Below are 18,291 nucleotides of genomic sequence, written 5' to 3' on the forward strand. Positions count from 1 at the left end.
CATCTCGTCCCGCTGCCGGGGCGAATTAGGGAGAACCATGGAGAACGTACAAATGTGCCTCGTCGGTTGCGGCGGCATGGGGGAGCGGCATGTCCGCGGTTTCGGAGCGCTGCGCGAGCATGGCATCGAGCACGTTGGCCTCGCAGCGGTCTGCGATCTCGACGAGGCGGCGGCGGTGCGGATCGCAGGTATCGCCGAAAGCACGCTCGGGCATCGCCCCAAGGTCTATGCCTCCGTCGACGAAGCACTGAACGACGACGGCATTGATGCCTTCGACATCGTGACCGACGCGAGCAGCCATCACCGTGTCGCCGTCCCCATCCTCGAGGCCGGCCGACACCTTCTCTGCGAGAAGCCGCTCGGTATCACCGTTCAGAACTGTCAGGTGATCCTGGACGCTGCACAGCGATCGGGGGCCGTGCTCGGGGTTGCCGAGAACTATCGCCGGGGTCCTGCGAATCGTCTGGCGCGGGCAGTCCTCGACTCCGGAATCCTCGGCGATATCCACCTCTTCGTCGAGTTCCACGTCGGAGGTGACGACGGCATCATCATCACGCCCTGGCGTCACCTCAAAGAACGAGGAGCCATCGGCCTGGATATGGCGGTCCACTACACCGACATCGTTCAGTATCTACTCGGACCCTTCGAGACCGCCTTCGGTGCCGGATTGATCGCCGAGCCGGTTCGGCGCAGACGGGAGGCGCCCGAAATGGACCTCGCGTCGTATCACGCCCGTCACGCAGGAATGCCCGAAACCGTCGAAGCAACAGGCGAGGACTCCATCATCGCCATGTTCCAGATGCAGTCAGGTGTCATGGCTCAATGCGTCAACATCGCATCTGGACCCGAGAAGCTCGGCAGCCGGACCGTCTACGGACGCGACGGCGTCATGCGCATCCCCCGCGATCGCAGCGGCCTCGCCGTCGAGGTCACGTTTCGCGATGGCAGCATCCAGGGCGACGATCTGGCCGAGCTGATCGGCTTCGAGCTCGACCCGCTCACCCAGCGACTCTTCCAATCGACGGTGTACGACCGCCCGTTCGAATGGATCGACGCTGCGCACGTCGCGGTCGAGCTTGCGGACTTCGGTTCTGCGGTGATCGAAAATCGGTCGCCCGAGGTCGACGGCGAGCTCGGCACGGCCGCGGTGGCCGCAGTACTTGCCGTTCTGGAGTCGGGTGTCCTCGGCCGCGCTGTGACCTACGACGAGGTCCGCTCTGGTGCGGTGCACTCATACCAAGACGAGATCGACCTTGCACTAGGGCTTGAGCCTGTCGGCGGCCGGTCATGACTTCTCCTACTGGCCAGGTGGCCCATGTGGCAGGCTTCCCGATCAAGCAAGTCGCGATGGTCGTCCGGGACCTCGACCAAGCCGTACGCGCCTATTGGAACCGCCTGGGAGTTGGCCCTTGGACCTCCTACGTACTTGAACCGCCCCGGCTCAAGGACATGACGTATCACGGGGAACCAGTCGAGTTCGCGATCCGACACGCATTGGCCTGGTCGGGTGAGACGCAGCTCGAGTTGGTGCAGCCCCTCTACGGACCGAGCATCTTCTCCGACCATCTCGACGTCTGTGGCGAGGGGCAGCACCACCTTGGCATCTTCGTCGATGACCACCCTGCCGCTATGCAGTCGCTCACCGACTCCGGGTTTCGGTATGTGCAAGGAGCCCGTGGGTTCGGCGCCGAAGGCGATGGGGCGTTCGCCTACTTCGAGACCGATGAGCCTGTCGGAACGATCATCGAGGTGATCGAGGCGCCGAAAGTTCGGATCCCACCCGACTTCGTGTATCCCGCCGAGCCGGGGGGCAACCCGTGAGGATCGAGCACATCGAGACCTACGTTGCGCACAACTGGACCTTCGTCGAAGTCACCACAGACACGGGAATAGTCGGCGTTGGCGAGTCGACGTTCTTCGGCTTTCCCGAGGCTGCAGCGTCGATCGCCGACGCTTTCGGCCGTTCGCTGCTCGGCACCGATCCGATGCGCGCTGAGCACCACTGGCTTTCGGCCTATCGAGCCAAGTCCATGCGCGGCATGGCCATCATGGGCGCGATCAGCGCGATCGACCAGGCGCTGTGGGACATACGCGGAAAATACTTCGAAGCGCCGGTCTGGCAGCTGCTCGGCGGGCAGGTCCGTGACGGCGTCCGAGCCATGCCCGTCCTTCCGACGGGCACCGTCGAGGAGGTCGCCGAGCACGCTACGGCAGCCGTCCGAGCCGGCTTCAGCGCCATCAAGGTGCTGCTGTTCCAAGACGAACATCACGACCTGCGATACGGCGCCCGGATCGACGACCTCGTACGCCGAGCCCGGGCAGTTCGAGACGCTGTCGGATGGGACGTCGACATCGCCATCGAGCTGCATCGCAACTTGTCCCCGGGCGACTCGCCGCTCCTGATCAACGAACTGGCTTCAATGCGACCATATTTTGTCGAGGATCCGTGTGCGCCCGACAGCGTGATGTCATTCGCCGAGGTGGCATCGAAGGTGTCCGTTCCGATGGCGGCAGGTGAACGCAACACATCGATCTGGGAGTTTCGCGAGTACCTCGAACACGCACGTGTCGCCTTTGTCCGCCCCGATGTCGGCGTCGCCGGGGGTATCACCCATGTGCGCAAGATCTGTGCCATTGCAGAGGCGCATCACGCCGCAATCGCCCCGCACGCGGTCCCGTCCGGACCGGTCGCCACCGCGTCTCAAGTTCAACTCGGCGCGTGCACACCCAACTGGGATGCGCAAGAGCACCGCGCCCAAGACGGATCGCCGTGGTCCGATGTCGTCGAAAACGTCGCCCGCATCGAGGACGGGTACTTCGTCATCCCCGATCTCCCCGGGTTGGGCATCTCGCTCGATCACGAAGGGCTCAAGAACACTCCGCCACTTGACAAGCCCCCGACTGCGCACCTCAAAGCCGATGGAACGGTGGCACTGCGATGAACGAGCCCGATCGCCGTTGGAACGTGGGCCTGGTCGGACGTGAACTCCTCCGCAGCGCCTATCTGGGCGACGACGCGCTCGCACAGCTCGACGCCTTCGCCGACTTCCGCTTCTTCGAGAGCGACCTCGAGTCGAGTTGGGACAAGCCCCCGGAAGCATCTCCGCACGACTTGGACGAACTCAAGGTCTTCGTCACCGATCTCGATGCGCTGATCGTTTGCCATGGCTCGCCGAGGATCACCGCCGAGGTCATGGATCGAGCGCCGCACCTGAAGCTCATCGGCGAGCTGGAAGGTGACCGATTCGCTCAGCGGATCGACGTCGAAGAGGCGAGCCGACGAGGCGTCGCTGTGGTCGACACGACCCACGGCTCGTCCTACCCCGTCGCTGAGTGGGCCCTCGGGCTGACGCTCGTCGGACTCAACAATGCCGGCTCGCTGTTCCGTCGCCTCATCTCCGGCGAGGAGATCTTCGCGAGCCGAGCGGAACGGGAGGCGGATCCCGTCTATCGCTACGGCGAGCTGACCGGGAAACGGGTGGGCCTGATCGGATGCGGCTACATCGGCCGCAGGTTGATCGAGCTACTTCGACCGTTTCAGGTCGATCTCTACGTTCACGACCCGTATGTGCCGAACGAGATTGCCGACATTTACGACCTCACCCTGACATCGCTCGAACAGGTCCTCACCGGCTGCGATGTGGTGATCTGCCTCGTGCCCCTCACACCGGGAACCAAGGGACTTCTCGGGAGGAAAGAACTCGGGATGCTCCGCTCCGGCGCCGTGCTCGTCAATGTATCCCGAGGAGCCGTGATCGATACTTCCGCACTGATCGACCGCCTCCGTGAGGGCGATGTGATCGCGTGCCTCGACGTGTTCGACCCGGAGCCGATCCCGGCCGACTCCCCAGTGCGGTCGATGCACAACGTCTTTCTGACGCCCCACATCGCAGGCGTCACAGCTGCCGGCCGAATGCGATTCTTCTCACTGATGGTCGACGAGATCGAGCGGGTGTTCCGGGGCCACCGCACGCGTCACGACCTCTCACCTCGCGTGGTGGCGAACCGCACCGGAACGCCGCCGGACTCGTGAACCAAGGCCCTCGGTTGGTCTCGTCTCCAGAACTTGGCGCGCCACCACCGCCAACGTCCAACGTTCCACATCGTTTGCCCACAACGAGTTCGCCGTGGTTCGTTCTCACCCTCGCGATCATCGTGGGTGCGCTGACCGGCCCAGGTCAGACGTTCGGCGTATCGGTTTTCGTCGACCACATCGTGACCGATCTGGCGCTCAGCCGGTCCGGTGTCGCCACCGCCTACCTCATCGGCACGCTGATCGGTGCCGTCCTGCAACCCGCGGTCGGATCGTTGGTGGACCGTTTCGGGGTTCGGAAGGCGCAAGCCGTCCTCGGCGTGGCGTTCGGTGTGGCGCTCATGAACATGTCGTACGTCGACGGTTTCGTCTGGCTCGTGCTCGGATTCGCCGGCATCCGATTCCTCGGCCAGGGGGCGCTCACGATGGTCGCGACGGTCACCGTGCAGGTCGCGTTCAATCGTCGACGTGGCGTCGCCCTCGGCATCCACACCACGGTCGTCTCGGCACTCATCGCGTGTTCCCCCTTGGTCTTGGCGCTCCTCATCAACGCGTATGGGTGGCGTACGGCATGGCTACTGTGCGGATTGGTCGTCGGTGTCACCATCTCACCGATCGCACTCCTGGGGCTTCGTCATATCGGGGCAGCTCGCGAACGCGACACCCCGGTTCAGGACGTTGGTCGCGTCTGCCGCTCGGCGAAATCCGCAACAGCCTTCACCCGTCGCGAGGCGCTCCGCACGGCCCAATTTTGGATGCTGGCCTCGGTGGTCGGTGCTTCGGCCCTCATGGTGACGTCGTTCAACTTCCATCAGATCGACCTGCTGGGTCGGGCGGGATTCTCCGAGGGCGAAGCAGCAGCGCTGTTCCTCCCTCAGGTCATCGGATCATCGATTGCCGGCTTGGCCTTCGGTGTCCTGAGTGACCGGATGGGTGTGCGCTTTCTCCCGGCTGTCGCCATGTTGGCCCTGATCGGCGCCCAGCTGGTCGCTACGGTCGTTCGACCAGGCGCCTCCGTCGTCGCTTTCGCACTCTTCGTGGGTCTCACCCAGGGTGCCATGCGGGCCTCGTTCGTGACCGTCGTACCGGCCTGGTTCGGGATCGCTCACGTCGGGGCGATCTCCGGAGTGCTCACGCTGGTGATGGTCAGCGCCTCCGCCATCGGGCCTCTCGCCATGACCTTGCTGGTGGACGCAACCGGCACATACGCGTCAGCGCTGCTCATCCTGCTCATCGTGCCCCTGCTCGCGCTCGCCCTCGCGCTCGGCCCGAATCAGCCACCGAGGGGTCTATCAAGCACATGAACGCCACCACACACTTCCGGACCACCTACCTGATCGAAACCGCTTCCGACCCTCAGGACGCGGCCGAGACGCTCGCCGGCGAACAGTCTGCTGGAACGTTCGTGCGAGTGCCGGCCGAGACCGACGGCCTTCGCGCGCGACACGGAGCGATCGTTCTCAACGTCGAGGTGCTCGACGAGTCGGAGCGCCCTGCGCTACCTGGCGCGATCGTCGCCCGACCCGGGGAGCCGTATCGACGAGCGCGAGTTGAAATCGCCTACCCGGTCGAGAACGTGGGCGACTCACTTCCACAGCTCCTGACGACGATCGGCGGCAACCTGTTCGAGCTCGCGCCGCTGTCCGGCGTGCGGGTGGTCGACGTCGAGATTCCGGCCCCGGTGCTCGATAACTGCCCCGGACCTCAGTTCGGTATCGAAGGCACTCGACGCCTTGCAGGCGTCGACGGTCGACCGCTCATCGGCACAATCGTGAAGCCCAGCGTCGGTCTCACCCCGGCACAGACAGCCGAACTGGTCGAAACGCTCGCTGACGCCGGGCTGGACTTCGTGAAGGACGACGAACTCATCGCAGATCCCCCCTACTCGCCATTCGTCGACCGAACGGAGGCCGTGCTTGCCGCGCTGCGACGCCACCGGGATCGAAGCGGTCGATCGGTCATGTACGCCGCCAATCTCACGGGTGACAGCGACGACATGCGCCGTCATCACGACGCCGTCGTCGACCATGGCGGGAATTGCGTGATGGTCAGCGTGCTCTCGGTCGGACTCGCCGGCCTGATGGCTCTGAGGAGACACAGCGACCTACCCATCCATGCTCACCGCAATGGATGGGGCGCGCTGACCCGTCACCCACTTCTCGGCTTCGACTTCGACGTCATGCAGAAGTTCTGGCGGCTCGCTGGTGCCGATCACATCCACGTCAACGGCATTGACAACAAGTTCACCGAATCGAACGAATCAGTCGCAGCGAGCGCCAGATCCTGCATCGAGCCGCTCGGCGGTCACCCACCGACCGTTCCCGTCTTCTCGTCAGGGCAGTGGGCTGGGACCGCTACCGAAACGCTCGCCGCTGCCGGGGGTCCGGACCTCATCCATGTCGCCGGCGGCGGCATCATGGCACATCCTGACGGACCCGCAGCCGGAGTCGAAAGCATGCTCGACGCCTGGGAAGCAGCGCTCGCGGACCGGTCGGTGGCGGAGCACGCGAACGATCGGCCGGCATTGCGACGAGCCTTCGAACGGTTCGGGTCGTGATGGCCGTTCCAAGGGTCGGCTTCGTCGGCGATGACTTTACCGGGTCGACGGACGCGCTGGAGTCGCTCTATCTCGGTGGAATCGATGCGGAACTCCTTGTCGATGGCACGGAACTCTCGCTGCCGACGGAGCGCAGAGCGAGCGTCGGGATCGCCACGACGGCTCGGACCTGGTCACCGGAGCAGATGTGGGATCGACTCCCCTCGTCCTTTGCCGCGCTGCGAGATGCTGGAGCAGACCTCTGCCACTACAAGGTCTGCTCAACCTTCGATTCGTCTCCAACGATCGGCAGCATCGGAACCGCGATCGAGATAGGAATCGAAGTCCTCGATGCCGACGTGGTGCCCGTCGTCATAGGCACCCCACCACTTGGCAGAGCGGTGGTCTACGGCAACTTGTTCGCGAGAGCGAACGGTGCGATGTACCGGATCGACCGTCATCCCACGATGAGTCGACATCCCGTCACGCCGATGGACGAATCGGACCTGCGACGGCACCTCGAACGTCAGACGGCGAGAACAGTCGGCTCCGTCGACATCGATGTGCTCTCACGCGGCGTCGAGGTGGCACTCGAAGCGATCGATGACGAGCGACGCTCCGGTCGCAACATCATCGTTTTCGACACCGTCGACGACGACCACCTCCGCACCATTGGCCGCGTCCTGCTCCACCTCGCACGTCGGACCCGGACCTTCGTCGTCGGATCGTCGGCGGTCGAGCGAGCGGTCGGTCTTGCGTCGGGGGCCTCAGCGCTGCCATCGCCCGTTCCGCCCGTTGATCAGATACTCGTGATGTCAGGTAGCGCGTCGCCGGTGACAGCGTCGCAGATCGAGTACGCACGATCCATCGGCTATTGCACTATCCGCGTGGAGCCAACCGCCCTCGACATCGAGTCGCTCCTCGACCTGGGTCGAGCTGCGTGGAGTCGCGGCAATAGCGTCATCTACTATTCGGCTCTTGGGCCCGACGACCCCTCATTACGCTCCTCATCTGGCACCCGCGGGCCCGACATCTCAACTCGACTCGGCGACGCGCAGGCCGACATCGTTCGTCGATTCCTCGACTCCATCGAGGTCAGCCGACTGTGCGTCAGCGGAGGGGACACCTGCGGTCGGGTCGTACGCGACCTAGGGCTGAACTCACTCAGAATCCTTGCATCGGTCGAGCCGGGCGGACCGCTCTGCTTGGCATCGTCTGCGCACTTAGGGACCGATGGACTCACGGTCGCGCTCAAAGGCGGACAGGTCGGATCAGACGACTACTTCGAGCTCGTGCGACGAGGCGGTCCGACGACGTCGCCGGCATTAACGCTGAAGGACTCACCATGAACCAAACAACGCGCACGATCGGGGTGCTTCACACCGGGGCGTTTCTCACGTCGAACTTCAACGAGTTGTTTGCCGAGATCCTCCCTGACTACGCAGTTGCGAATGTCGTCGACGAGTCGCTCATCCAGCGCACGATCGAAGCTGGCCATCTGACGGCACGGACTCGACGACGAGTCGCACAGCACCTGTTCTGCCTGGAAGATCTCGGTGTCGAAGCGCTCCTGGTCACGTGCTCGTCGATCGGGCCGGCCGTGGACGCGACGAGGCCAATGCTCGAGGTGCCCGCGCTTCGAGTCGATGCAGCCATGGCAGCGCGTGCAGTGTCGATCGGCCCTCGCATCGGTGTACTCGCCACGCTCGAGACAACGCTCGCGCCGACGGCTACCATGATTCGAGAACAGGCCACAGCGGTTGGCGCTGACGTCACCGTCGACGAGCGAGTGTGCGAAGGTGCCTACGAAGCTGTCAAGTCCGGCGATGTGGAGCGTCATGACCTGATCGTCTCGCAAGGTCTGGAGGATCTCGCTTCCAAGGTGGACGTGGTGGTGCTCTCCCAGGCGTCGATGGCGCGGTCGGCCGAGTTGCTGGAATCGCTCGGCAACCTGCCTCCGATCCTGACCAGCCCGCGCCTTGGTGTCGAAGCGCTCCGAGACCTGTTGACCGAGGCACCGTAGGCGGTAGTGACCAGGGGCGATCCTGCAGTGGTGTATGGCATCCAGATGTCCAGACCCATGCGTCGACGATCGATCAACCCCTGGGCTGGTTCGTGGATGCGTCGGTGAGCGCCCCAATGGGCGACGGCGGTGCGCTCCTGAGGCTCTCGTTGATCACGCCCTCGGCTCTCAAGAGGTGGCGTTCGAGCAGCCCAACAGCCAGGTCCGAGTCGCGCTGCTCGATTGCGTCGACGATGCCGGCGTGGTCCCCGGATGGGCCGTGTCGCGTCGAGTCGGCCAGGCTCAGCTGGGTCATCAACAACAGGGTTTCGTCACCGACCCGATCCCATGCCTCCAACACGCGAGAGTATCCACTGGCTTCGACGATCGACCGATGGAGGGCCATGTCGGCGAGTCCGATGTCGAGGTGTCGTTCGCAGCGCTGAGCTTGCTCCATGTCGTCGAGCCGGCCGCGAAGCGCAGCGACCAGTGGGCCAACCTGCTCCTGACCGTCGACCACGTGTCGAAGGGCGACGCACTCGAGATGGCGACGTAGCGCATAGATCTCAGAGACGTCTCGCACGGTGATCGTCGTTACCCAACAGCCTCGCCGTGGTTGCATCGTCACCAGGCCGCGACCTGCCAGATGAGTCAGGGCGTCTCGTACCGGGCCTCTGCTCGTGCCGAGTTCAGTGGCCAGTTGAGATTCGACGAGCCGCTGTCCCGGCTGCAGGTCGCCTGAGAGGATCCGGGCACGAATTGCCAATGCGGCAGCCTTTCCGAGATCCCGATGTCGAACCGTCGCCGTTGCCACCGGAACATCGTAGCCAAGACTTGACTCTCGATCATCGATGATCCATTGTTAACAGTCATGAATGAATTCCATCTTGCGTCGACCGGCTCACGAGTCGAGCGAGGAACGTTGCAGGTCGACCGAACGCTCGTGGAGTTCGTCGAGAACGAGGTGATTACGAACACTGACCTGGACGCAGCAACCGTCTGGTCGGCTCTTGAGACGCTTGCCAGCGAGTTCGGACCTCGCAATCGCCGTTTGCTCGAACGCCGCGAGGAGTTGCAGCGTCAGATCGACGACTGGTACGACGCAAATGGAACCGACCCCGATCCAGCGTTCTTGGCGGAGATCGGCTACTCCGTTGCCGCCCCAGATCCGTTCAGCATCGAAACGGATGGTGTCGACGACGAGATCGCCCGCATCGCCGGCCCGCAACTCGTCGTTCCAGCCGACAACGCTCGCTATGCGCTGAATGCGGCGAATGCGAGATGGGGGTCGCTCTATGACGCGCTGTACGGCACCGACGTCCTTGGCGACCCCCCGCCTCCAGGGCCCTATGATCCGCAACGAGGAGCGCGTGTGGTCGAGTGGGCGAAGCAGTTCCTCGACTCGGCGGCACCGCTGAACCAAGGATCCCACCAGTCTGTTGTCGGCTACAGGGTTCGGAACGGCAAGCTCGTCGCCGATCTCGACATGGGGTCGGCAACGATGCTCAGTCCTTCGGCAGAGCTCGTGGGCTGGAACGGGGATCCGGAGGCGCCCTCGACGCTGGTGGTTCGTCATCATGGCCTGCTGCTCGAGCTCGTCATCGACCGGTCTCACCACGTCGGAGCGGAGGATCGCGCTGGGGTGTCCGACGTGCGGCTCGAGTCAGCGGTGACCACGATCATCGACCTCGAGGACTCCGTCGCCGCCGTCGACGGCGAGGACAAGGTCGTTGGCTACCGCAACTGGCTGGGGCTGCTGCGGCGAACTCTCACCGCCGAGGTCTCGAAGGCCGGCCGGACGGCGACCCGTCGCCTCCATGGCGACCGGCAGCTCACCACCGCGCAGGGAAGTCTGCCGATGCGAATGACGTCCGTGTTGATGGTGCGCAACGTGGGACATCTCATGACGACCCCGGCAGTCGTCGATGAGCACGGGCGGGAGATCCCAGAGGGGCTTCTCGACGCACTGGTCACGGTGTTGTGCGCGCGCGAGGATGCCCTGGGGCGGAGCGACCACCCGAATAGTGCGACCGGTTCCATCTACGTCGTCAAACCCAAGATGCACGGTCCTGAGGAAGTTGCGTTCGCTGTCGACGTCTTCACCTTCATTGAGCGCGCCCTGGGGCTACCGGAGAACACGGTCAAGCTCGGCATCATGGACGAGGAGCGCCGGACGTCGGTGAATCTTTCTGCGTGCATCTGGGCCGCCCGGCGCAGGGTCGCCTTCATCAACACGGGCTTCTTGGACCGTACCGGCGACGAGATCCACACCTGTATGCGTGCTGGACCTGTCATGCGCAAGGCGGATATGAAGACCTCGACTTGGCTGCCGGCGTACGAAGACTGGAATATTCGCACCGGGGTCGAGTGCGGTTTGATCGGGCGAGCGCAGATCGGCAAGGGCATGTGGGCGGCGCCAGATCTGATGGCCGACATGCTGGATCAGAAGATCGCTCACCCGCTCGCCGGAGCGAGCTGCGCATGGGTCCCATCACCGACGGCTGCGACCTTGCACGCAACGCACTATCACCGTGTCGACGTTGCACAGCGTCAGCGCGATCTCGCAGGTCGGCTCGACGAATGCCAAGCACGCGCCGAACTCGGTTCGCTCCTCGTTGCGCCGGTTGTGGCGCGACCCGACTGGAGCGACGACGAGCGGCTCGCCGAACTCAGGAACAACCTCCAGGGGATCCTTGGCTACGTCGTGCGCTGGGTCGACCAAGGCGTGGGATGCTCGAAGGTACCCGACATCGGCGACGTCGGACTCATGGAGGATCGAGCAACGTGCCGGATCTCATCACAGCACGTTGCGAACTGGCTCGCACACGGCGTGGTGTCCATCGATGAGGTCGACGATGCGTTGCAAGCAGTGGCGGCCCTCGTCGATCGACAGAACGCCGACGATCCGACCTACCGCCCGATGGCGCCGAATCTCGACGGAGTTGCGTTCCGGGCAGCACGCGAACTCGTCGTCGCCGGCGGAAGTCAGCCGAGCGGCTACACGGAACCGATCCTCCATCGATACCGCCACGAACGCAAGAAGGAGGCGGGCTCGTGAGTCGGCCCACTCGAGCTCTCGTCGATGCAGTACTCGCAGGAGTTCGCTCCCACGCCCAATCGGTCGAGGTCCAGCCGCTCTGCATCGCGATCGTCGACGCCGGGGCGCACCTCGTTGCCGCAGAACGATGGGACGGAGCGGCCCCCGGCCGCTTCGACGTCGCCGTGGGCAAGGCCCGCGCTGCAGTACTACTCGGTGTCTCGTCTCGTCGGCTCGGCGAGATGGCGATCGAGCGCCCACACTTCCTCGTCGGTCTCACCAGCGCGCTCGGCCCCATCGTTCCAGTCGCTGGCGGGGTGCTGATCGTCGACGGCGACACGCCCGTTGGTGCGATCGGTATATCAGGCGACACCTCCGACAATGACGAACTCGCCGCCATCGCTGGCATCCGCGCTGCCGGTCTCGAGGTCGGTCTGTAGTTCGACCCGTCATGCGACTGCTCTCCCGACCTCGAATGAGACGGTCCGGCTCTCGCGGCGTCGACCGGGTCGAGCGCGCCCTCCTGACAGTCTTGCGACCTGATCAAGTGAAGACCGACGATGCGTCACTGCGCGTGGCAGCTCGCGATGCGTCGCTGGTCCGTCCGACCCCGCCCGCCGTCGTCTGTCTCGCAGAGTCGCATGATGACGTCGTCGCGATGATGACCATCGCTGCGGATCTCGGTGTTCCCGTTGTTCCCCGCGGTGCTGGAACGGGGCTCGCGGGTGGTGCCGTACCATCTGGCGGTGCGATCGTCGTGTCGACAGCACGAATGAACAGGGTCCTGGACGTGGACCGTGACAACGGATCAGCACGCGTCCAGCCCGGCGTCGTAAATCTGGACCTCGACCGGCTCCTCAGGTCCACCGGATTCCACTTCTCGCCCGACCCGTCGAGCCAACAGGTCTGCACGCTCGGGGGCAATGTTGCGAACAACTCCGGTGGTCCTCACTGCCTCGCATACGGTGTGACGAGCGCTCACGTGCTGGCGGTCCGAGTGGTGCTCGTCGGCGGGGAAGTCGTCGACCTCGGCGGAGATGACCCTGAGCCTTGCGGGCTGGATCTGCGAGGTGCCTTCATCGGCGGCGAAGGCACGTTGGGGATCGCTACCGAGATCACGGTCGCGATCACCCCGAACCCGCCGGTCACTCGCACGCTCCTTCTGGCGTACGCAGACATGACCAGTGCAGCCAACACGGTCAGTTCGATCATCGCCGCCGGCATCGTCCCTGCCGCAATGGAGGTGATGGACCAGGGGATTGTCAGGGCAATCGAGCAGTACGTCGGAGCCGGTTATCCGACCGACGCCGGAGCCGTCCTGCTCGTCGAAGTCGAGGGACTCGAGGGCGGTGTCGCTGCCAACGAAGTAGCGATTCGGGGTATCGCCGAGCGCATGGGGGCCACGTCGATCAGAACAGCCGTCGACGAGGCCGAGCGTGCTCTCCTCTGGAAAGGGCGCAAGACAGCGTTTGGTGCCGTCGCGAATATCGCACCCGACTACTACCTTCACGACACGGTGGTTCCGCGGGCCCGCCTCGCCTCGGTGCTCGACGAGGTCGCCTCGATCGGCGTGCGTCATCGACTGATGATCGTCAACGTGTTCCACGCAGGTGACGGCAACCTCCACCCTCTGATCGTCTTCGATCGGCGGGATCCGGGCGTTCTCGAGCGCGTGCACGAGGCGGGAGCTGACATCGTCCGAGCATCACTGGCCGCCGGAGGCGTGTTGTCCGGCGAACACGGCATCGGGATCGAGAAGCAGGAGTTCATGAGTGCGATGTTCACCGACGACGATCTCGATCATCAGAACCGCCTTCGCAGATCGTTCGATCCGCTCGGTCTTTCGAATCCTGGGAAGGTTCTGCCCAGTAGCCACTCGTGCGCGGACATTCAGCAACTGAGCTCCGTTCCAGCAGGGGTGTGGTTGTGAGCGTCGCTTCCGATCCGCTTCTCCACGAGTTCGCCGAGCTCGTCGGGGACTCCGGGCCGGTCGCCGTCGAGGGCTGTCGGACTCGATGGCGGATCGGCGGTGATGCTGCTGGTTCGGCACGCTTGGTCTCTGCTCCGACAGGGATTGTTGCCCACGAGCCCTCCGAGATGACCGTCCGGGTCCGAGCGGGAACCTCGGTGGCCGAGTTGCATCACGAGCTCGCGGCCTCTGGCCAGTGCACAGCGCTTCCTGACCGCGGCGGCACAGTGGGCGGCGCTGTCGTCGTCGGCGAGAACGATCTGCGTCTCCGGCGTGTCGGCAGGCTCCGCGATGCGGTTCTGCAGGTGCGCTATGTGTCCGCGCAAGGTCGGATGATCACCGGTGGGGGAGCGACCGTCAAGAACGTCAGCGGCTACGACCTCTGCCGGTTGATCACTGGCTCGCTCGGGACACTCGGCCTTGTCGCTGAGGTGACGCTCCGGACGGTTCCGGTCGCCGAGGAATGCCGCTGGGTGGTCTTGGACGACTCCGACCCCTTCGCGATCGCACAAGGTTGGCAGCCATACTCTGCGGTCTTGTGGGACGGTGAGCGCACATGGGTGTGTCTTGAGGGCGCTGCGGCTGATGTTGCCGATGCCCGGACCAGACTCCGGGCGACCGGGCGCTGCGCCGACGTCGGCGGGCCACCAGACCTACCCCCCTGTCGCAACTCGATCGCACCCGGCCGGGTCAGAGCGATCCACTCGATCGCGTGTGGTCAGTTCGTGGCAGCGGTCGGGCTCGGCCTCGTGTTCACCACCCACCCACTTCCGAGGTCGCCGAGATCATCGTCGTTCGAGCGGCTGTCCATGCGGGTTAAGAACGAGTTCGATCCCGAGGGCCGATTGAATCCAGGCAGGCGGCCGGGAGCCTGACATGGATCTACGAATCGAGCCAGAAGCCCTCAATGCCTGTGTTCAATGCGGGCTCTGCCTCTCGTCGTGCCCGACGTATCGCGTAACCGGCGATGAGACGCAGTCGCCTCGCGGACGCATCAACCTGATGCGATCTGTCCAAGACGACGATCAACCGGTCACGTCAGCGATCGTCGAAGCGTTCGATACCTGTGTGCAGTGTCGCGGGTGTGAGCCGGCGTGCCCGTCGGGCGTTCCGTACGGCGATCTGATCGGCGCCACCCGCACCACCATTGCGTCCGAAGTCTCGAAGCCGTCGCCGCTGCTCAGGATCGGACTCGCTGCCCTTGTTCGTCCGCGTCTCCTGCGAGCAGTATCGACCGTGACCGCGTACGCACAGCGTCTCCGGCTCGTTCCGAGCCGGCTCGGTGTCCCCCGATTGGCTCTCCACCGAACTCCACGACGCTCGACCGGGAGCGATGTCGTTCTGTTCACGGGATGTGTCATGGATGCCTGGCAGCGGCACATTCACGACGCTGCGCAGCGCAGTCTCGAACGGGCGGGGTTCGCAGTCTTCGTGAGCGGCGACCTGGCCCCGTGCTGCGGAGCTCTTCATCATCACGCCGGACTGCACGACCGCGCCGTGCAACTTGCCAAACACGTTGTCGAAGCGCTGCCGAGCGATGTTCCGATCGTCGTGGACTCGGCTGGTTGCGGAGCGGCCATGAAGGCGTTCGGATCCCTTCTTCCGGACGATCCGAGTGCGGCGAACTTCGCCCGGCGCGTCGTCGACATCAACGAGTTTCTCGCCGAGCATCTCGACGCTGTGGAAGGCCTCGGCGACGTCGACCCACTGGAAATCTCGGTCGCTATTCAGGACGCGTGCCATCTCCGCCACGTCCAAGGTGTCCACCAAGCGACGAGGACGTTGCTGCAGCCAGTCGTGCGAGAACTCCGGGAGCTAGATGACCTCGGGCTGTGTTGCGGCGCCGGCGGGGCATTCAGCGTGATGCAACCCGAACTCTCTCGCCGAATCCGCGACCTCAAGCTTGCCTCCATCAGGCGTGCCGACGCAGACATCGTCGTCAGTGCCAACCCCGGGTGTTCCGGTCACCTGGCTACAGCCGGAGTCGAAGTGTGTCATCCCATTGAACTGTTCGACCGGGCGCTGTCGAGAGGGTCCAGCAGGTCTGGAGCGGCCCGGGCGTTGCTCGACGAGGCGAACCCAAGACTTGACAATCAGAACAAGGAGCAATGAAACATGGCCACTGTCGAACTCGACAGCATCAACAAGGTGTATGACAACGGCTTCCATGCCATTCACGATCTCGATCTCGAGATCCAGGACAAGGAGTTCCTGGTCCTGGTGGGTCCGTCGGGCTGTGGCAAGTCGACCGCGTTGCGGATGATCGCCGGGTTGGAGTCGATCACCGGGGGCGAGATGAAGATCGGCGAGAAGGTCGTCAACGATGTCGAGCCGAAAGATCGCGACATCGCGATGGTGTTCCAGAACTATGCGCTGTATCCGCACATGTCGGTGTACGACAACATCGGGTTCGCGCTCAAGCTCGCCAAGGTGCCCAAGGAAGAGATCGATCAGCGGGTCCGCAAGGCCGCCGAGATCTTGGAGTTGACGGCGAATCTCGATCGGAAGCCGGGTCAGTTGTCGGGTGGTCAGCGCCAGCGTGTCGCGATGGGTCGTGCGATCGTGCGTCAGCCGGCTGCGTTCTTGATGGACGAGCCGTTGTCGAACCTCGATGCCAAGCTGCGTGTGCAGATGCGTGCCGAGATCGCGGCGCTGCAGCGCGAACTCGGTGTCACGACCGTTTACGTCACCCACGATCAGATCGAGGCGATGACGATGGGCGACCGCGTGGCGGTGCTGAAGGACGGCTACCTCCAGCAGGTCGACACCCCGCAGAATCTGTACGACCGCCCGGCGAATGTGTTCGTGGCGGCGTTCATCGGATCGCCGTCGATGAACCTGTTCGAGGCAACGCTGTCGATCGATGGCGACGCTGGTTCGATCCGGCTCGGTTCGCTCACGGTGCCGTTGAGTGCGTCGTCGTTGCAGCAGCGTCCGTCGTTGCGGAACTACGACGGCAAGAAGATCGTGCTCGGCATTCGTCCCGAGGACTACGAGGATGCCGAGTTCGACAAGGATGGGCATCCGACGATTCAGGCCAAGGTGACGCTGCTCGAGGCGCTCGGGTCGGAGATCATGGTCCACTTCGGGATCGATGCTCCGACGGTCGATTCGGGTGACCCCGACGCGGTCGACGAGACCGGTGGCGGTGCGAACGCCGTTGGTCGCTTCAACCCGCGTTCTCGGGTGAAGCCGGGCGAGATGGCGACGATCGCGATCTCGACGGAGAATCTCCACTTCTTCGACTTCGGCACGCGACGCGCCATCGGACTTTCGTAGCGAGGCCACGGGGGCAAAGTCGCGGCATCCGCACGATCGGCCGGTGATCGTCACGGACTGTCACGTCGTTGTCCCTGCGGGTCACCGACTTGGGGTCTGCAAACCGGATCTCGGTGGCAGTGGTCCGGGATCCCGGACTCGGGCCGCCGATAACACCGTCGATCCAGGGTGTGCGGGCGTCGCTCGGTGACCTGCGGGGTCGAGCCACCCACATGACAGTTGCGTTACAGCCGCCGATCCTGACTTGATCGCGTTTTGTTTGTTACCTTTACTAACAGACGTGGCAGACGACACCACACCGACCGCTCCGGTCATCCGCCGGCTCAGTCCCGACCTCACGGCGCCCCGCATCGGGCCGCGCGAGGCTCGCGGGCACAACCGGGCGCTCGTGTTGCAGGCGCTGTATCGGGGCCGCGGTCGATCCCGCGCGGATCTCGCCCGCGACATCGGCCTGAGTCGGGTGACGATGTCGGACGTCGTCAGCGATCTCATCGACGAAGACCTCGTCGTCGAGCTCGGGACCCGCACCGCGTCACGTCCCGGCAAGCCGGCGACGATGCTCGACATCAACCGCACCGGCCACAACATCGTCGGACTCGATCTGTCGAACAGTGGCTCGTTCGTGGGTGTGGTCACCGACCTCGACGGCAACGTGGTCGCCCGCTCCGGGGTCGAGATCCCGGCGACCGTCGGTGAGGATGCGCTCGTCGCGATCGAGACCCTGCTCGCCGACCTGATCGCGCTCGCACCGATGCCGGTGCTCGGCGTCGGGGTCAGTAGCCCCGGCATCGTCGACGACCGAGGCGTGGTGCTGTCGGCACCCAACCTCGGCTGGCGCGACGTGCCGCTCCAAGAACGACTCGCCGCCGCCTGCGGTCTGCACGTCTCCGTCGCCAACGACGCCAACGCCGCCATCGTCGGCGAGCGCTCGTTCGGCTCCGGCCGCCCCGACATGATGCTCGTGCGCGTCGGCGGTGGCGTCGGATCCGGTGTGATGATCGACGGACGCGTCGTCGGTGGCGCACGCTTCGCAGCAGGCGAGATCGGACACGTCGTCAGCGGCACCGACGAGGGCGACCTGTGCGCCTGCGGCAACCGCGGCTGCCTCGAGACCTGGCTCGCGATCCCACGCATCGAGGCCCGCCTCGCGGCGCCCGACGCCGACCGGTCCACCGTCCTCGCCGAGGCGGGCCGCCGCCTGGGCCTCGTGCTGGCCCCGATCGTCAGCACGCTCAATCTCGCCGATGTGGTCCTCGCCGGTTCGGCCGACCACATCGATGGTCCGCTGCTCACCGCAGCGGACACCACCGTGCGCGACCGCACCCTCGCCGACACACACGGCGATCTGCGGCTCCGAATGACCGAGCTCGGACCCGACCTGGTCGTGCTCGGCGCAGTCGTGTTGGTCCTCCAGGACCGACTCGGGGTCACCTGA

16 protein-coding genes are annotated in these 18,291 nt (G+C 64.7%); 15 read left to right on the plus strand and 1 reads right to left on the minus strand.

The features are described 5' to 3' along the window. Nucleotides 1–37 precede the first annotated feature (37 nt). The 8 genes from BDK89_RS02310 to BDK89_RS02345 all read left to right on the plus strand — a co-directional run bounded on the left by BDK89_RS02310 (nucleotide 38) and on the right by BDK89_RS02345 (nucleotide 8,592). Complete coding sequence (locus tag BDK89_RS02310) at nucleotides 38–1,291, plus strand: Gfo/Idh/MocA family protein (RefSeq protein ID WP_133867419.1); 1,254 nt, start codon at nucleotides 38–40, stop codon at nucleotides 1,289–1,291. Nucleotides 1,292–1,317: 26 nt separating this feature from the next. Then, complete coding sequence (locus BDK89_RS02315; RefSeq protein WP_166657326.1) at nucleotides 1,318–1,821, plus strand: VOC family protein; 504 nt, start codon at nucleotides 1,318–1,320, stop codon at nucleotides 1,819–1,821. Next, the gene (locus tag BDK89_RS02320; RefSeq protein ID WP_133867421.1) at nucleotides 1,818–2,942 is read left to right on the plus strand and encodes an enolase C-terminal domain-like protein; all 1,125 of its coding nucleotides are present in this window, start codon (nucleotides 1,818–1,820) and stop codon (nucleotides 2,940–2,942) included. The genes BDK89_RS02315 and BDK89_RS02320 overlap by 4 nt, the downstream gene beginning before the upstream one ends. After that, nucleotides 2,939–4,033: an NAD(P)-dependent oxidoreductase gene (locus BDK89_RS02325; RefSeq protein WP_133867422.1), complete on the plus strand. Its 1,095-nt coding sequence runs from the start codon at nucleotides 2,939–2,941 to the stop codon at nucleotides 4,031–4,033. Before BDK89_RS02320 ends, BDK89_RS02325 begins: the two co-directional genes overlap by 4 nt. A 122-nt stretch (nucleotides 4,034–4,155) precedes the next feature. Continuing rightward, nucleotides 4,156–5,337: an MFS transporter gene (locus BDK89_RS02330; protein WP_166657327.1), complete on the plus strand. Its 1,182-nt coding sequence runs from the start codon at nucleotides 4,156–4,158 to the stop codon at nucleotides 5,335–5,337. Beyond that, a complete protein-coding gene (locus tag BDK89_RS02335; RefSeq protein WP_133867424.1) occupies nucleotides 5,334–6,590 on the plus strand; it encodes a ribulose-bisphosphate carboxylase large subunit family protein in 1,257 nt (418 codons plus the stop codon). The genes BDK89_RS02330 and BDK89_RS02335 overlap by 4 nt, the downstream gene beginning before the upstream one ends. Next, nucleotides 6,590–7,918, plus strand: coding sequence for a four-carbon acid sugar kinase family protein (locus tag BDK89_RS02340; RefSeq protein WP_243839236.1), 1,329 nt, complete (start codon nucleotides 6,590–6,592; stop codon nucleotides 7,916–7,918). Before BDK89_RS02335 ends, BDK89_RS02340 begins: the two co-directional genes overlap by 1 nt. Next, entirely contained in the window at nucleotides 7,915–8,592 is a 678-nt protein-coding gene (locus tag BDK89_RS02345) for an aspartate/glutamate racemase family protein (RefSeq protein WP_133867426.1), read from the plus strand. Before BDK89_RS02340 ends, BDK89_RS02345 begins: the two co-directional genes overlap by 4 nt. Before the next feature lie 73 nt (nucleotides 8,593–8,665). Here the strand turns inward: BDK89_RS02345 and BDK89_RS02350 are convergent, their stop codons facing one another. After that, nucleotides 8,666–9,385, minus strand: a complete 720-nt coding sequence (locus BDK89_RS02350; RefSeq protein WP_133867427.1) for a GntR family transcriptional regulator — start codon at nucleotides 9,383–9,385, stop codon at nucleotides 8,666–8,668. A gap of 57 nt (nucleotides 9,386–9,442) precedes the next feature. Here BDK89_RS02350 and BDK89_RS02355 point away from each other — a divergent pair, with 57 nt between their 5' ends. The 7 genes from BDK89_RS02355 (at nucleotide 9,443) to BDK89_RS02385 (ending at nucleotide 18,291) form a co-directional block, all read left to right on the plus strand. Next, nucleotides 9,443–11,629, plus strand: a complete 2,187-nt coding sequence (locus tag BDK89_RS02355; RefSeq protein ID WP_133867428.1) for a malate synthase G — start codon at nucleotides 9,443–9,445, stop codon at nucleotides 11,627–11,629. Beyond that, nucleotides 11,626–12,048: a GlcG/HbpS family heme-binding protein gene (locus BDK89_RS02360; RefSeq protein ID WP_133867429.1), complete on the plus strand. Its 423-nt coding sequence runs from the start codon at nucleotides 11,626–11,628 to the stop codon at nucleotides 12,046–12,048. Before BDK89_RS02355 ends, BDK89_RS02360 begins: the two co-directional genes overlap by 4 nt. A 107-nt stretch (nucleotides 12,049–12,155) precedes the next feature. Continuing rightward, on the plus strand, nucleotides 12,156–13,538 hold the full coding sequence (locus BDK89_RS02365) for an FAD-binding oxidoreductase (RefSeq protein WP_166657328.1): 1,383 nt from the start codon (nucleotides 12,156–12,158) through the stop codon (nucleotides 13,536–13,538). Next, entirely contained in the window at nucleotides 13,535–14,452 is a 918-nt protein-coding gene (locus tag BDK89_RS02370) for an FAD-binding protein (protein WP_133867431.1), read from the plus strand. The genes BDK89_RS02365 and BDK89_RS02370 overlap by 4 nt, the downstream gene beginning before the upstream one ends. Nucleotide 14,453: 1 nt before the next feature. Continuing rightward, the gene (locus BDK89_RS22320; protein WP_133867432.1) at nucleotides 14,454–15,689 is read left to right on the plus strand and encodes a (Fe-S)-binding protein; all 1,236 of its coding nucleotides are present in this window, start codon (nucleotides 14,454–14,456) and stop codon (nucleotides 15,687–15,689) included. 3 nt (nucleotides 15,690–15,692) lie between these two features. Further along, on the plus strand, nucleotides 15,693–16,856 hold the full coding sequence (locus tag BDK89_RS02380; RefSeq protein ID WP_133867433.1) for an ABC transporter ATP-binding protein: 1,164 nt from the start codon (nucleotides 15,693–15,695) through the stop codon (nucleotides 16,854–16,856). A 280-nt stretch (nucleotides 16,857–17,136) separates the two neighbouring features. Continuing rightward, complete coding sequence (locus BDK89_RS02385) at nucleotides 17,137–18,291, plus strand: ROK family protein (RefSeq protein ID WP_208293933.1); 1,155 nt, start codon at nucleotides 17,137–17,139, stop codon at nucleotides 18,289–18,291.

It is taken from the genome of Ilumatobacter fluminis, from assembly GCF_004364865.1.
Classification (GTDB): Bacteria; Actinomycetota; Acidimicrobiia; order Acidimicrobiales; family Ilumatobacteraceae; genus Ilumatobacter; species Ilumatobacter fluminis.

Bases quoted from the DNA above. Each gene is read 5' to 3' on its own strand.
- BDK89_RS02310 (WP_133867419.1), top strand. From the start codon at position 38: ATGGAGAACGTACAAATGTGCCTCGTCGGTTGCGGCGGCATGGGGGAG.
- BDK89_RS02325 (WP_133867422.1), top strand. From the start codon at position 2,939: ATGAACGAGCCCGATCGCCGTTGGAACGTGGGCCTGGTCGGACGTGAA.
- BDK89_RS02335 (WP_133867424.1), top strand. From the start codon at position 5,334: ATGAACGCCACCACACACTTCCGGACCACCTACCTGATCGAAACCGCT.
- BDK89_RS02340 (WP_243839236.1), top strand. From the start codon at position 6,590: ATGGCCGTTCCAAGGGTCGGCTTCGTCGGCGATGACTTTACCGGGTCG.
- BDK89_RS02345 (WP_133867426.1), top strand. From the start codon at position 7,915: ATGAACCAAACAACGCGCACGATCGGGGTGCTTCACACCGGGGCGTTT.
- BDK89_RS02355 (WP_133867428.1), top strand. From the start codon at position 9,443: ATGAATGAATTCCATCTTGCGTCGACCGGCTCACGAGTCGAGCGAGGA.
- BDK89_RS22320 (WP_133867432.1), top strand. From the start codon at position 14,454: ATGGATCTACGAATCGAGCCAGAAGCCCTCAATGCCTGTGTTCAATGC.
- BDK89_RS02380 (WP_133867433.1), top strand. From the start codon at position 15,693: ATGGCCACTGTCGAACTCGACAGCATCAACAAGGTGTATGACAACGGC.